Source organism: Acetobacter indonesiensis (genome assembly GCF_000963945.1).
GTDB classification, from domain to species: Bacteria; Pseudomonadota; Alphaproteobacteria; order Acetobacterales; family Acetobacteraceae; genus Acetobacter; species Acetobacter indonesiensis.
In genome coordinates this window covers 54098-68327 of the sequence record NZ_BAMW01000015.1, presented here as the reverse complement: position 1 = coordinate 68327, position 14230 = coordinate 54098, and the positions used below count along the sequence as shown (strand labels likewise).

Below are 14230 nucleotides of genomic sequence, written 5' to 3'. Positions count from 1 at the left end.
TCGCTAGCGTTCAGGGTCAGATGAAAAAGAAGAGGCCGGACAACGCGCCCGGCCCGTTCCGTGCTCTCAGACGTCAATCAGAAGACGACGGGGGTCTTCGACATTCTGTTTGATCCGCACCAGGAAGCTGACCGCTTCCTTACCATCCACAATCCGATGGTCATAAGACAAGGCAATATACATCATGGGGCGAATAACGACCTGACCATTGACAGCCACCGGACGTTCCTGAATGGAGTGCATGCCCAGAATACCAGACTGCGGCGCATTCAGAATTGGTGTGGACAGCAGGGACCCATAGATCCCGCCGTTGGTGATAGAGAAGGTACCACCAGCCAGATCATCAATCTTCAGGGTGCCTTCACGGGCTGCCTTACCAAAACCTGCAATGGTTTTTTCAATTTCGGCATACCCCATTGTGTCGGCATTTTTGATAACCGGCACAACCAGACCGTTTGGCCCACCCACAGCAATACCAAGGTTTACGAAGTCACGATAAATGACATCATCACCATCAATTTCGGCATTGATCGCAGGGAATTCCTTCAGCGCGGCAATAACTGCGCGTGAGAAAATGGACATAAAGCCCAGCTTCACACCATGTTTCTTAACGAAGGATTCCTGATACTCCGCACGCATGGCCATAGCGCCAGACAGATCAACTTCATTGAACGTTGTCAGAATAGCAGCGGTGTTCTGCGCATCTTTCAGACGGCGTGCAATGGTGCGGCGCAGACGCGTCATCTTCACACGTTCTTCACGCGGGTCATCATTGCGTGCAGCTTTGGGGGCTGCAGCAGGCTGGGTCGCCTGTGGCTGTGACAGGAAGCCCAGAACGTCGCCCTTGGTGATACGACCATTCAGACCTGTGCCTGTACCAACCTGCTCGGCGCTCAGGTTGTTTTCAGTCATCAGCTTACGGGCGGCTGGCAGTGCAGCAGCAGCGTCAACTTCAGGGGCTGCCTGTTTTGCCGCTGGGGCCGGAGCCGTTGCCGGAGCAGCCTTCTTTTCGGCAGGCTTTTCAGCCGGGGCTGATTTGGCTGCAGATTTCGGAGCCCCCGCGCCGGGTTCAAGCGTGGTCAACAGTGCACCGACTTCCACTTCATCGCCTTCTTTCGCCACTTCGGCACCCAGCACACCGGCCTGTGGTGCAGACACTTCAACGCTGACCTTGTCTGTTTCAAGCTCAACAATCGGTTCATCCGCAGCAACAGTGTCACCGGCTTTTTTAAGCCATTTCGCGATGGTGGCTGTTGTTACGCTTTCGCCCAGTGTCGGCACCTTGATCTCGACTGACATCCTCTATCCCCATTTCCTTCAAACATGGCCCGGCAGAAACTCCCTTTATTGTTCTGCCGGTGTGTTCATGCCCACCCTCTCCGGGGCGGGCGGTCTGCTCAGACGGTGTGTTTCAGCCTGTTTTCTTCAAACCCAAGGCCCTTTCGACGAGATCAGCCTGCTCGGCCGCATGAATGCGGGCCAAGCCGGTTGCCGGGCTGGCGGCCGCGGCACGACCAACATACTGCGGACGACCCGCTTTATGATCTGCGGCCACCAGTGATTTTTCAATCCGGCGGTCTGCAAAATGCCAGGCCCCACCATTTTCCGTTTCTTCCTGACACCAGATAATCTGGGCATTCGGATAACGCTTCAATTCGGTAGCCAATGCGCTTTCAGGGAACGGGTAAAGCTGTTCAATGCGCAGAATGGCGACGTTAGTCAGCCCCTTGTCACGCCGTTCTGCCAGCAGGTCATAATAAACCTTGCCAGAACAGATCACCACACGGTCGATTTCTGCATCGGGTGCCAGAGCATCGACTTCACCCAGAACAGGCTGGAAGCGTGTGCCTGCTTCAAAATCAGCCAGATCAGAAACCGCAAGTTTATGACGCAGCAGAGATTTCGGCTCCATCAGGATAAGCGGCTTGCGGTAATCAAGCTTCAACTGGCGGCGTAGCGCGTGGAAGTAGTTTGCAGGCGTGGTAATGTTGCAGACAAACATATTGTCTTCTGCGCACAGTTGCAGATACCGCTCCAGACGGGCGGAAGAATGTTCCGGCCCCTGCCCTTCGTAACCATGCGGCAACAGCATGACCAGACCGGACATACGCAGCCACTTGGTTTCACCCGATGCAATAAACTGGTCGATAATAACCTGCGCACAGTTTGCGAAGTCACCAAACTGGGCTTCCCACAGAACCAGCGTTTTTGGATTACGCAGCGAATAACCGTACTCAAAACCCAGAACACCATATTCTGAAAGGAACGAGTTCCAGATTTCAATTTTCGCCTGTTCGTCCTGAATATGATTCAGCGGCGTGTATTGAGACTGGTTTGTCTGGTCAATCAGCGTGGCATGACGCTGGCTGAACGTGCCGCGCTGGCAGTCTTCGCCAGACAGACGCACACGATGATTTTCCAGCAGCAATGACCCGAAACCGAGCGCTTCACCAGTTGCCCAGTCAATGCCCTCGCCTGTTTCAAACATTTTGGCTTTGGCTTTAAGCTGACGGGCAATTTTGGAGTTTAGATCAAAATCATCCGGCACCTGTGAAATGGCAGCGCCAATTTTCTTCAGGGCCTCTGCCTGAATACCCGTTTCCGGATAAGCCGTCTCAACTTTACCTGTCGGGGCGGTCAGACCAGACCAGCCACCTTCAAGCCAATCGGCCTTGTTAACCTTGTAAGACTGTGCAGCCTTGAAGTCTTCATCCAGCTTATTGAAAAACTCATCCCATTGGGCTTTGACGTCATCTTCCGTCACAACGCCAGCAGCAATCAGGCGCTGGGAATAAAGCGTGTGCGGGGTTTCATGTTCCGCAATGGCTTTATACATGACCGGCTGTGTGAAAGCAGGTTCGTCTGTTTCGTTATGCCCGTGACGACGGTAGCAGACGATATCAAGGATAATATCGCTGGCAAAAGCCTGACGATAATCCTGTGCCAGACGGGACGCATAGATAACAGCTTCTGCGTCGTCACCATTGACGTGCAGCACCGGGGCTTCAATGGATTTGGCAATATCCGTGCCGTAAACGCCAGAATGGCCGTTTTCCGGGTTAGTGGTAAAACCAACCTGATTGTTCACCACCATATGAATGGTGCCACCGGTACGATAGCCCTTCAACTGCGACATGGAGAGCGTTTCATACACGATGCCCTGCCCGGCAAAGGCCGCGTCACCGTGAATGACAATCCCCATATGAGAAGACCGGCTTTCGGTATCGCCTGCGTCGTCCTGAATGGCGCGCACCTTGCCACAGACCACAGGATCAACTGCTTCAAGATGGGACGGGTTGGGCTGGAGCGAGATATGAACGGAGTGTCCGCCCACTTCTACGTCCGTTGAAGACCCGAGGTGGTATTTTACGTCACCCGAACCAGCAACATCATCCGGTTTGAAAGACCCGCCACCAAATTCGTTAAAAATGGCCACATAGGGCTTACGCACGACGTTGACCAACGTGTTCAGACGGCCACGATGCGCCATACCAATGGTAACGGACGAAACACCCTGTGAAGCCGCCTGATCAATAATGGCGTGCAGGGACGGAATGGAGATTTCGCCGCCTTCAAGCCCGAAGCGCTTTGCACCTACATAGCGTTTCTGGCAGAAGCTTTCAAAACCTTCTGCTTCCGTCAGGTTTTTCAGAATAGCTTTCTGTTCATCAACCGTTACATTGGCCTGCCAGTTATCGCCTTCAAGGCGCTGACGCAGCCAGTCACGCTGTTCATGGTTGCGGGCATACATGTATTCAGCACCAATGCTGTGACAATAAACGCCCCGCAGCGCGTCTACAATGTCACTGACTTTGGCTGATGGCCCATCAAGCAGCGGTGCCAGTAGCGAACCGATATAGACCGTGCGGCCCAGATCTTTTTCCGCAAACCCGTATGTTGCAGGATCAAGCTCTTCACGCGGTTTGGGTTCTTTCAAACCCAACGGGTCGAGTTTGGCTTCCAGATGCCCGTATTCACGGAAGGCACGCACCAGCCGGGCAATGGCCAGACTATCTTCTGCGGCCAGACCGCCCGCCGCACTGGCTTTGTCGCCTTTGGCAGGGGCAGGTTTTTCCTCACCCGTGATGATAGACGCCCGGGGTGCCCATGACGCTCCCACTGCATCTTTCAGAACAGCGGCTTCTTCATCTTCCAGCGAGCCAAAAAGTGTATCAAAGGATGGATCAACACTTTTGTGATCTTTGGCCCACTGGGCATACAGATCTGCCAGATAAGCGATGTTTGCGCCATTCAGCGCTGTGACAAGCACATCCGAAGCCGCCATGTCAGACTCCTCCCTGCTGCCGGGCAAACCCGCGTTGGCAGCCAGCTGTTGTGTCATTCCCGAACAAAACCCGGAACATTGTTTTTTTCATCCCACACCTGTGTGCAGGATGCCCTGCCTTCTTCCCGTGCCCAGACAGACCGAGGAGCACAACGGCGGTGTGCCCTATCCGTTCAGTCCTCATCCCTGTCCTCACATTCGTTTTCTGACCAATGGCTGCTAACCATCAGTCACACTGTGATTTTGCTAGACCGGGGCTGCGACCGGAACAAGAGAGCCGCCTGTCACGCTCTAGAGAGCCCATGCGCTGCCTGTGCCGCTTTTGCCCCTTGCTCCAGCCAGCTTTCACTACCCATTTCAGCAAGACGTGATGCTGTACGGGCAAATGCATCAGCCCCTTCACCCGTTGTAAACAACTGGTCAGGGGTTGCTGCTGCCGAGGCAAAAAGCAGATTTCCGTTGTCGTACAAGGCATCAATCAGGGTTATGAAGCGCCGTGCCAGGTTGGCTTCGTCCTGTCCCATCTGGGGAATGTCATCTATGATCAGCACGGTGAACTGCTTTGCAAGGGCCAGATAATCGTTCGGGCCACGGGGCTTTCCACACAAAGAGTTGAAATCAAAGCGGGCCACTGGGCCTGATGCCTGATCAACCTCAAAAGTCCGGCCGCTGAACTCCAGCGTGACGGGCGCTGGTTTTTCCGCCCCTGCATAGCGGGCAAAAATCTCATCAAGCCGTGCTTTGGCTTTCGCGTCGGCTGGCACCAGCCACGTTTCCCGGTCCTGCTGCCGCCCACGCCGATAATCCCGTGGCGAATCAAGCTCAACGGTATCCAGTTCACGCTTGATGATGGCAATGAACGGTTTGAAGGCGTCCGCCCCCGGTCTGTTCTGAAACAGTTCTCCCGGCTCGGTGTTCGATGTTGCGACAATCACGACACCAGCGGCAAACAGGGCTTCAAACAGACGGCCAAGAATCATGGCGTCTGCAATGTCATTCACCTGAAATTCGTCAAAGCATAGAAGATGGGCGCGGGCGGCCAGAGCCTTGGCAAGCGGCGGGATAGGGTCTGACATCCCCGGATTGGCTGCTTTCAGGGCGTGCAGCTTCTGGTGCACATCCTGCATGAAGCGCAGAAAATGAATCCGCTCTTTCAGTTTGACGGGCGCACAACCGAAAAACAGATCCATCACCATGGTTTTGCCGCGCCCCACGCGCCCGACAATATAAAGCCCCCGTGGGCAGTCGGGCGCAGGTGGGGGCTTGATACGGCGTGCAAGCCCAGCCAGCAGACCTTTTGCAGGCGGCGCAGGCGGCGTCATAGTCCGCAGTTCGCGCCAGAGCTGATCCAGTCGCTCAATCACCCGAGCCTGATCGGGGTCGCTTTTCAGGTCACCGGTCGCAATACGCTCCCGATAGACAGCCAGGGGCCCCTGCCCTGACGAAGCTGAGGCCCTGTTCATGCTCATATCATTCATACCTTACGCCGATAGCTGGGCCATGGTCTGGTCTGCAAGAGCCTACGGCTCTCCTAACCGTGTCGTGACAGACTCTGCCTGTCTGGGTGCATCCTCACCAGTGTTTTCACAACAGGCAGGAGCGCCTTGATCATGACCGACTGGAACGCCTATCGCGACAACCTGAAACAGAACGTCAAAGTGCTGGCAAAGCTTTCACCCAACACGCTCGATGGTTTGCAGACGCTGGAAAAAGTGGCCCCGGAACACAAACATCTGGACGCGAAAACGCGAGAACTGATTTCTCTGGCTGTGGCAGTCACCACACGCTGTGACGGCTGCATTGCCGTGCACACAGTTGCCGCAAAAAAAGCCGGTGCTTCGAAGGAAGAAATTGCTGAAGCCCTTGGCGTGGCTGTTGCGCTGAACGCAGGTGCTGCGCTGGTTTATTCCAGCCGTGCGCTTGAGGCTTTTGACAGCGTCAAGGAATAAGCGGACACGCAGGCGGGAAAGATGTTTCCCAGCCTGCGTCTGTTTAGCAAACGCAGAACTGTTCGGCTTGCGTTACCGTGAACTCTGTAGCTGACGAACAAGCCGCTGGGGCAGCAATCCTATTCTGACGGGGCTAAAGGCAGGTTGGGCAGACCATGGCCCCCGGGTTTCATGACCCATGGTCTCTCCCCCCGAAGGGCACGGTCTGTTATCACTGTCACAGTATCTTGAATGTTCTTCGGCCTGTTAGGCTCCTTAGAGCCAGACGTCAGAAACACGGCCTGTGCGCCATTCCGCCACGCGGAAAAGCGATCAAGCCTTACAGCCTTGGGGCACGATTCCCGCAAGGGTGCGGTACTGATCACCACATCCATTCCGTCACACAAATCGTCCGGCAAAGGCACAGTGCCGTCAGACGTATCGCGCACACGCAGCAACGCACTGTGCGCCCCCTTGGTGAAAATACAGATATCCGGGTCCGTTTCTTCCCCGCAACTCAAGCTGCCGTCCGGTGTGCTCGTGCCAGAGGGAAAGGGTTCCGCCTGCCGCGCAAATGCCTGCTCCCATGCTGGCTGTATGGAAAACGCATCGCGAGAATGCCCATTAACAAAGAGATGCCCGTTTGTATGGACAGCTATCATCCCGCCGTCAGGGCTAATCAGAATATCCGGTTGCGTCAGGAAAAACGGGGACGCCATACCCGCCCCAATCGCCATAAGCCCCCACAGCCGCCAACGTTGCCGCCAGAGGCAAAGCCAGCACAGGCCCAGCAGAACAGACAGTAATCCCCAGCCCGGCATAAAAGACACGGCCAGACGGGCAGCCGGCCAATGCGCCACGCAGCTGGCAAGATGCACCACCAGACTGATGCCCCACCCCATGGGCCGTAGCGCAAAAACCTCCAGATGCAGCGGCATGAGGGCCAGCGCCGCCATGCCCAGAGGCATGATCCACACCGCCATCAGCGGTACTGCCACCAGATTGGCCAGCACGAAAAACGGCTGCACGACGCCAAAATAAGCCATTGCAATAGGCAGCGTCGCAAGCCCTGCCAGCAGACTGGTCAGCGCCAAAACTGTGGCGTGATAAAGGAATGTGTGAACAGGTCCGTCAGCAGCAGCACGGAAACGCGCCACCCTTGCCCCCAGAACCTCATACCCCGCAACCAAAGCCATAACGGCGGCAAAAGACATCTGAAAAGCCACGCCCATTATGTCCTGCGGCTGCATCAGCACCAGCAGAGTGGCCGCAAGGGCCAGCCCCCGCATGGAAAATACCCGCCGCCCCACCGCAATACCCAGAACAGCCACCGCGGCCATGACCAAGCTACGTAGAACAGGCAAATGCAAGCCGGTCAGAACGGCGTAAGCAACGCCCCCAGCCAGCGCCGCCCCGGCAGAAAGTGCCTTGCAGGGCCACCGCAACGCTGCCCATTCCCACAGTGCAAATCCCAGACGCGCCGTGCCCATCAGCACGGCCATGACCAAACCCAGATGCAAGCCAGCAACAGCCAGAAGATGAGACAAACCTGACGCGGCAAAATCCTGCCTGACTATGCGCGGGATTGCTGTTGCCTCGCCCGTCAGCAATGTGGAGGCCACAGCTCCGGTCGCATCCGGCAATGCTGTTCGTATGCGGATATCCAGCCTTTCCCGCAGCCTTTCGATTTCACTGCCGATGCGGCCTTCACTGGTAGCACCTGTATTCAGCACCTCAATTCTGTCCAAGGCGCGACCAGACCCGGCAGAGCCCGCAAACCACGCTTCGCGCTGCACGTCTCTACCGCCCGGAAAAGCCGGAAATGATGGCGGCGCAAAAAGCGCTCGACTCCAGATTTCATCACCGAGAGCCAACTTTGTTGTGTCATCTGCTCTGATTTTAAGCCGCAGTGTACGACGAAGCGGTAACATTCCGGCATCCAGCGGTGTTTCAAAGCGTGCCCCAGTCAGTACGACAACCCGTGCCGGGGCAGCATCATCACGCCCAGCAAATGTGAGAATCGCCTGCACTGTGCCGGTCACATCCACGCCCCGGCGCGGCAGTTCAGGCATAGGGGGCTGACGGTGGGTTGCCCCCCAAGCCACCAGAAACCCGATGGACACCGCCATACAGGCCGCCCCGATGACCCGAGGCCACACAAACTGCCACCCCCACCACAGCAGAATGGCCGCGGCTCCCACCATCAGCACAGGGACGCCGCAAGCGTAAAAAACGGACGGTTCCTGCCTAAGATGAAAATAGAATAGCGCACCCAGCGCCAAGGCCACAGGCAGCCACAGCACCAGCCGACGCTGTTCAGCCAGCATCTGATTGGTCAGAACTACAGGCAATCCTGTCAGCAGTTTCAGCCGGACAAAGTGTGATTGGAGGTGAGGCACCCTTACGTGCGCACCAAGGGGGCGGATATGGCGGCATAGCATATGGCTCGACACGCGGACGCGTGATAAGGATGCGCCTCATGACGACAATCCGCACACGTTTTGCCCCGAGTCCGACAGGCCTGCTGCATATCGGCAACGCCCGCGCGGCCCTGTTCAATTTCCTCTTTGCCCGTCATCACGGCGGCGAGTTCCTCCTGCGTATTGAGGATACCGACCGTGAGCGTTCTACCCAACAGGCGGTAGACGTTATTTTTGATGGTCTGGCCTGGATGGGCATTACAGCGGATGAAGAACCGGTGTTTCAGTCCACCCGTCAGCCCCGCCACACGGAAGTAGCGCTTGAGCTGCTGGCAAAAGGACTGGCGTATAAATGCTACTGCACGCCAGAAGAACTGAAGCAGATGCGCGAAGACGCCATGGCAAATGGCAAACCGCCCCGTTACAACGGTATGTGGCGCGACCGTGACCCGTCAGAAGCGCCAGCTGGTGCTCCGTATGCCGTGCGCATCAAGGCCCCGCGTGAAGGCGAAACGGTTATCAATGATCTGGTGCAGGGCGAAGTCCGCGTCGCCAATGCGGAAATGGATGACATGATCATCCTGCGATCGGACGGCACACCTACCTATCAGCATGCCGTTGTGGTTGATGACCATGATATGGCCATTACCCATGTCATTCGTGGTGATGACCACCTGACCAATACATTCCGTCAGGCCATGATCTACCGCGCCATGGGGTGGGATCTGCCCCGCTTCGCGCATCTACCGCTGATCCATGGGCCGGATGGGGCTAAACTGTCCAAACGCCACGGGGCACAATCTGTGGTTGAATTCCGGGACGAAGGCTATCTGCCAGAAGCCCTGTGTAACTATCTGCTCAGACTCGGCTGGGGTCATGGCGATGCCGAAATCCTGTCGCGTGACGAGCAGATCAAGCTGTTTGACCTTGACGGTGTTGGCCGCTCTCCCTCCCGTATGGATTACGCCAAACTGCTGCATATCAACGCCGTATGGTTGCGGCAGGCGGATGATGACCGTCTGACCAATGACGTGCTGGACCGCCTGAAAAATGTTGAGGGCGTCAACACGGATGATACCACCCGTGCGCGTGTTCTGGCCCTGATGCCCGGCCTGAAAGAACGGGCCCGTACGTTGGTTGAACTTGCAGAAAGCGCAGCCTTCCTGGGCCGTCATGTTCCGCTGACATTCAACGCCAAGGCCGAAAAGCTGCTTACGCCTGAAGCCCGCACCATTCTGGACGGTCTGGCCCGCGAACTGGCGGCTGTGTCTGACTTCACACCCGAGGAAATTGACGCTGCCCTGCGCCGTTTTGCAGAACGCGAAGGCCATAAACTGGGTCAGGTTGCACAGCCCCTCCGCGCTGCGGTGACCGGATCAAACACATCACCGGGCATTGACGCGACGCTCTTTGCGCTTGGCAAAGATGAAACGCTGGCCCGTATCGGAGCCGTGCTCAATGGCTAGCTTTCCCGGCCGTCATACGCAGCATCTGCTTGGTCTTGAAGGCATGACGCCCAATCAGATTGAGCCGTTGCTCGATCAGGCCGAAAGCTATGCCTTGCTGAACCGATCCCGCAAGGTACCGCGGGACGTTCTGCGGGGCCGCACGCTGATTAACCTGTTTTTTGAAGACAGCACCCGCACCCGTACTTCCTTTGAACTGGCAGGAAAACGGCTGGGGGCAGACGTTATCAATATGTCGGTCGCGCAGTCTTCAGTGAACAAGGGCGAAACGCTGCTTGATACTGCGGCAACCCTGAACGCCATGCAGGCTGACCTGCTGGTTGTGCGTCACGCGCAATCTGGCGCACCTGCTCTGCTGGCACAGAAGGTTGAAGCCTGCGTGGTCAATGCGGGCGATGGTACGCACGAACACCCGACACAGGCTCTGCTTGATGCCCTGACTATCCGCCGCCATTGCGGGCAATTGGCCGGGTTGACTGTTGCCATTTGCGGCGACGTTGCCCATTCCCGCGTCGCACGCTCCAACATTCATCTGCTGACCACCATGGGCAGCAAGGTGCGTGTGGTGGGGCCACCAACGTTGGTACCCGGGGCCATTCGCCATCTGGGTGTTGATATCTTCCACACCATGGAGGAAGGCCTGCGCGATGTTGATGTGGTCATGATGCTGCGCCTTCAGCGTGAACGCATGTCTTCAGGCCTTATCCCCAGTGCGCGCGAATATTTCCGCTTCTATGGGCTGGATAACAGGCGGCTGGCGCTGGCCAAGCCCAAAGCCTTGGTCATGCATCCCGGCCCTATGAACCGTGGGGTGGAAATTGACAGTCAGGTGGCCGATTCAGACCAGAGCGTTATTCAGGAACAGGTTGAAATGGGCGTGGCCGTTCGCATGGCCGTGCTTGATCGGCTGACCCGCAGCAGGCATTCCGCATGAGCACCCTTCTTTTTGAAAACGTCCGCCTGCTTGACCCCGCATCAGGGCTGGATGAGCCCGGCCGCCTGCTGGTGCGCCATGGTAAGATTGAAGCAACCGATAAAGCCGGAACCGAAGGCACGCCCGATGGCGCGCAGATTATCAATGGTCAGGGTGCTGTGCTGTGCCCCGGTCTGGTGGATATGCGCGTCGAAATTGGCGAACCGGGCCACGAATACCGTGAGACTATAGCCTCCGCCGCCCGTGCCGCATCGGCTGGTGGCATCACGACCATTGCCATTCTGCCAACCTGTGAGCCCGCTATTGATAACCCGGCACTGGTGCGCCTGCTCCGCACCCGTGGTGAGGAAACGGGGGCCATCACCATTCTTCCCTACGGAGCCCTGACAAAAGGCTGCAAAGGGCAGGAACTGGCAGAAATCGGCCTATTGCATGAAGCCGGGGCCGTTGCCTTTACCGATGGTGCCCGTGCCATTGATCCTGCCAAACTGATGCGCCTTGCCCTATCTTATGCAGGTGGGTTTGGGGCCATGGTTGTGCAGCACCCCGAAGACCCCTCATTGGCAGGTTCAGGCTGTGCCACTGCCGGAGAACTGGCAACCCGTCTGGGCCTTCCCGGTATTCCGCCCGTAGCCGAAGCCATCATGATTGCGCGTGACATCCGGCTGGCCGAACTGACAGGGGGCCGTCTGCATTTCGGCCATGTTTCAACCGGCGAGGGTGTTGACCTTATTCGGCAGGCCAAAGCACGTGGGGTTGCAGTCACCTGCGACACGGCCCCCCCTTATTTTGATCTGAACGAAAACGCGATTGGTGACTTCCGCACTTACGCCAAATTCTCGCCACCGTTACGGGCTGAACAGGACCGGCTGGCAATCTGCGCCGCTCTGGCTGACGGTACAATAGACGCCATAGCCTCCGACCATCTGCCGCGTGATGCCGATGATAAAAGATTGCCGTTTGCACAGGCTGCAACCGGCGGCACCGGTATGGTTACGCTATTGGGCGTTACATTGGCCCGTGTGCATGACGGCACCCTCACCCTGCCGCAGGCCATTGCGCTCCTGACACACAAACCGGCAACCCTGCTTGGTGCGACAGCGGGCACACTTGCTAAAGGCGCAGCCGCTGACCTGTGCCTGTTCGCCCCCGAACAAAGCTGGCTGGTCCGGGCGGGGAAACTTCCGGGCAGAGCGCAGAACACGCCATTTGACGGCCGCCCCCTTGAAGGCCGTGTGCTGGGCACATGGAAAGCGGGCAAACGCGTTTATGAGGCAGACGCAGCATGATGGAGTCTCTGCCGTCTTATGCGCTGTGGCTGCTGGCTGCCATGGCCTTCCTTGGTTACGTGCTGGGAAGCGTGCCTTTTGGTCTTATCCTGACCAACCTTGCCGGTGCGGGTGATCTACGCAAAATCGGCTCCGGCAATATCGGTGCCACCAATGTGTTGCGTACTGGCCGCAAAGACCTTGCTGCGGCCACATTGGGGCTGGATGCCGCAAAGGGGCTGCTTGCAGTTCTGATCGCGTGGATCATGACACCGCCTGACTTTGCCGACCGTATTACGTCTGTTACGGCATTTGCTGTGGTGGTCGGGCATTGTTTCCCCATTTTTCTGGGGTTTCGTGGTGGCAAAGGCGTTGCCACCGGGCTTGGGGCCATGCTGGCTCTGTCCCCCCTGACGGGGCTTGCAGGCTGTGCCGCATGGCTTGGTGTTGCCAAACTGACGCGCATTTCCTCCGCCGGGGCAATCGCTGCGTTTATCGCCATGCCATTGGTTATTTGGGCTCTGTTTGGCTTCAGCTTTCAGACATCGCCCAAGCCTCTGGCCACGGTCCTGATCAGTGTGCTGGTGCTTGCGCGCCACCACGCCAATATCGGGCGGATTTTGAACGGCACCGAACCACGGGTCGCCCCAAAGCAGAAATGACCCAGCCTGAATGAGTTCTCTGGCCGCCTGCCTGCGTCTGGCTCGCACCGATTCGGTCGGGCCACGAACATGGCGGCGGCTGGTTGAACGCTATCACAGCCCAGAAGCCGCCCTTGAGGCTCTGCCCCATTTACCCGCAGGCAGAGGCCGCGACACACTTTGTCCTCCTCCGCTTGAGGCCATTCATCAGGAAATAGAGGCTACTCTGAAAATAGGGGGCCACTTCCTCACCCTAATGGATCCCGCCTACCCTCCGTTATTGCGTGACTGCCCGGACGCACCGCCCGTTTTGAGTGTGTTGGGAGATGCCAGTGCTCTTGCCAAACCGGGTATCGGGTTAGTGGGGGCCAGAAATGCATCCGCCCACGGGGTCAGGCTAGCCGAAAGTCTGGCAACCGAGATGGTCGAGGCTGGGCTGGCCGTTATTTCCGGGCTGGCCAGAGGCATAGACCGTGCAGCGCATCGTGGCGCGTTGCATCGGAAGGGCCTGACCATTGCGGCCATTGCCGGAGGGCTGGACTGCCCTTACCCGCGTGAAAATACGGACCTACAGGCCGAAATCGCTGAAAAAGGTGTGGTGGTGACTGAAGCCCCATTGGGCACATTACCAACCGCCCGCCATTTTCCGCGCCGCAACAGATTGATTGCCGGGCTAGGATTGGGGTGTGTTGTGGTCGAAGCCGCCATACATTCCGGCACCCTGATCACCGCAAAACTAGTGGTTGATTACGGGCGTGAACTGTTTGCGGTACCGGGTTCTCCGCTTGATTCGCGCTGCCGGGGAAGCAACAACCTGCTGCGTCAGGGCGCTATTCTGACGGAAAGTGTTGCGGATATTCTCCCCCATATTCACCTGGAAGCCGAAGACAGGGTTTTATTTTCTGCCCACTCATCAGCACAGCCTTCACTCTGGTCAGCACCAGCAGCAACGGGGCCTACAACGCACGCCCAGATTGCACAAAACCAGAACAAAACCGCCATTCAGGCAGCCTCTGTGCCCCATACGGAAGTTGTCACGCACACGCTGCCCAACCCCGACATGACGGGCCAGACCGTGCGGGAAAAATTGCTTGATCTGCTCTCCTTTACGCCCATACCGGTTGACGATCTGGTTAGGCACTGTCAGTTCTCAGCTTCCACTGTCTTGACTGTGCTAACGGAACTAGAGCTTTCAGGCAGCGTCTCCTCTCTACCCGGAGGGCGCGTTGTTCTTGCCCCACCGCACGGAAAAGACGGCTGATCAAGTGCTGCTTCCGGCAGGTCGGAG

Annotated in this window: 10 protein-coding genes; 6 read left to right on the top strand and 4 right to left on the bottom strand. The window is 57.4% G+C overall.

The window, feature by feature from the left end; translation table 11 throughout:
• Positions 1 to 66 precede the first annotated feature (66 nt).
• From odhB to zapE, 3 genes are all read right to left on the bottom strand, one after another.
• Positions 67 to 1299 (bottom strand): 2-oxoglutarate dehydrogenase complex dihydrolipoyllysine-residue succinyltransferase, encoded by a 1233-nt coding sequence (gene odhB, locus Abin_RS05225; RefSeq protein WP_048845305.1) that lies wholly within the window; start codon positions 1297 to 1299, stop codon positions 67 to 69.
• A 112-nt stretch (positions 1300 to 1411) separates the two neighbouring features.
• Positions 1412 to 4285, bottom strand: coding sequence for a 2-oxoglutarate dehydrogenase E1 component (locus Abin_RS05220; RefSeq protein ID WP_048845484.1), 2874 nt, complete (start codon positions 4283 to 4285; stop codon positions 1412 to 1414).
• Between the two features lie 284 nt (positions 4286 to 4569).
• Positions 4570 to 5763, bottom strand: coding sequence for a cell division protein ZapE (zapE, locus tag Abin_RS05215; RefSeq protein WP_048845304.1), 1194 nt, complete (start codon positions 5761 to 5763; stop codon positions 4570 to 4572).
• Between the two features lie 132 nt (positions 5764 to 5895).
• Between zapE and Abin_RS05210 the strand changes: the two genes are divergently transcribed.
• Entirely contained in the window at positions 5896 to 6234 is a 339-nt protein-coding gene (locus Abin_RS05210) for a carboxymuconolactone decarboxylase family protein (protein ID WP_048845303.1), read from the top strand.
• A gap of 119 nt (positions 6235 to 6353) precedes the next feature.
• On the opposite strand, the gene Abin_RS05205 is transcribed toward Abin_RS05210, so the two are convergent.
• Positions 6354 to 8540 carry a ComEC/Rec2 family competence protein gene (locus Abin_RS05205; protein WP_048845302.1) on the bottom strand — a complete coding sequence of 729 codons (2187 nt, stop codon included), beginning with the start codon at positions 8538 to 8540 and terminating at the stop codon, positions 6354 to 6356.
• A gap of 152 nt (positions 8541 to 8692) precedes the next feature.
• On the opposite strand from Abin_RS05205, the gene gltX reads away from it, so the two are divergent.
• The 5 genes from gltX to dprA are packed head-to-tail and all read left to right on the top strand — an operon-like array spanning position 8693 to position 14203.
• A complete protein-coding gene (gene gltX, locus Abin_RS05200; RefSeq protein WP_048845301.1) occupies positions 8693 to 10099 on the top strand; it encodes a glutamate--tRNA ligase in 1407 nt (468 codons plus the stop codon).
• Complete coding sequence (locus Abin_RS05195; protein ID WP_048845300.1) at positions 10092 to 11033, top strand: aspartate carbamoyltransferase catalytic subunit; 942 nt, start codon at positions 10092 to 10094, stop codon at positions 11031 to 11033. The genes gltX and Abin_RS05195 overlap by 8 nt, the downstream gene beginning before the upstream one ends.
• Positions 11030 to 12322: a dihydroorotase gene (locus tag Abin_RS05190; RefSeq protein ID WP_048845299.1), complete on the top strand. Its 1293-nt coding sequence runs from the start codon at positions 11030 to 11032 to the stop codon at positions 12320 to 12322. The genes Abin_RS05195 and Abin_RS05190 overlap by 4 nt, the downstream gene beginning before the upstream one ends.
• Entirely contained in the window at positions 12322 to 12963 is a 642-nt protein-coding gene (plsY, locus tag Abin_RS05185) for a glycerol-3-phosphate 1-O-acyltransferase PlsY (RefSeq protein WP_084593478.1), read from the top strand. The genes Abin_RS05190 and plsY overlap by 1 nt, the downstream gene beginning before the upstream one ends.
• 10 nt (positions 12964 to 12973) lie before the next feature.
• Positions 12974 to 14203 (top strand): DNA-processing protein DprA, encoded by a 1230-nt coding sequence (dprA, locus tag Abin_RS05180; protein WP_048845297.1) that lies wholly within the window; start codon positions 12974 to 12976, stop codon positions 14201 to 14203.
• The last annotated feature ends 27 nt before the right edge of the window (positions 14204 to 14230 follow it).

Excerpts from the sequence above, each read along its gene's own strand:
- Abin_RS05220 (WP_048845484.1), bottom strand. The coding sequence starts at position 4,285 with ATGGCGGCTTCGGATGTGCTTGTCACAGCGCTGAATGGCGCAAACATC.
- Abin_RS05195 (WP_048845300.1), top strand. The coding sequence starts at position 10,092 with ATGGCTAGCTTTCCCGGCCGTCATACGCAGCATCTGCTTGGTCTTGAA.
- Abin_RS05190 (WP_048845299.1), top strand. The coding sequence starts at position 11,030 with ATGAGCACCCTTCTTTTTGAAAACGTCCGCCTGCTTGACCCCGCATCA.
- gltX (WP_048845301.1), top strand. The coding sequence starts at position 8,693 with ATGACGACAATCCGCACACGTTTTGCCCCGAGTCCGACAGGCCTGCTG.
- Abin_RS05205 (WP_048845302.1), bottom strand. The coding sequence starts at position 8,540 with ATGCTGGCTGAACAGCGTCGGCTGGTGCTGTGGCTGCCTGTGGCCTTG.
- dprA (WP_048845297.1), top strand. The coding sequence starts at position 12,974 with ATGAGTTCTCTGGCCGCCTGCCTGCGTCTGGCTCGCACCGATTCGGTC.
- Abin_RS05210 (WP_048845303.1), top strand. The coding sequence starts at position 5,896 with ATGACCGACTGGAACGCCTATCGCGACAACCTGAAACAGAACGTCAAA.
- odhB (WP_048845305.1), bottom strand. The coding sequence starts at position 1,299 with ATGTCAGTCGAGATCAAGGTGCCGACACTGGGCGAAAGCGTAACAACA.
- plsY (WP_084593478.1), top strand. The coding sequence starts at position 12,322 with ATGGAGTCTCTGCCGTCTTATGCGCTGTGGCTGCTGGCTGCCATGGCC.
- zapE (WP_048845304.1), bottom strand. The coding sequence starts at position 5,763 with ATGAATGATATGAGCATGAACAGGGCCTCAGCTTCGTCAGGGCAGGGG.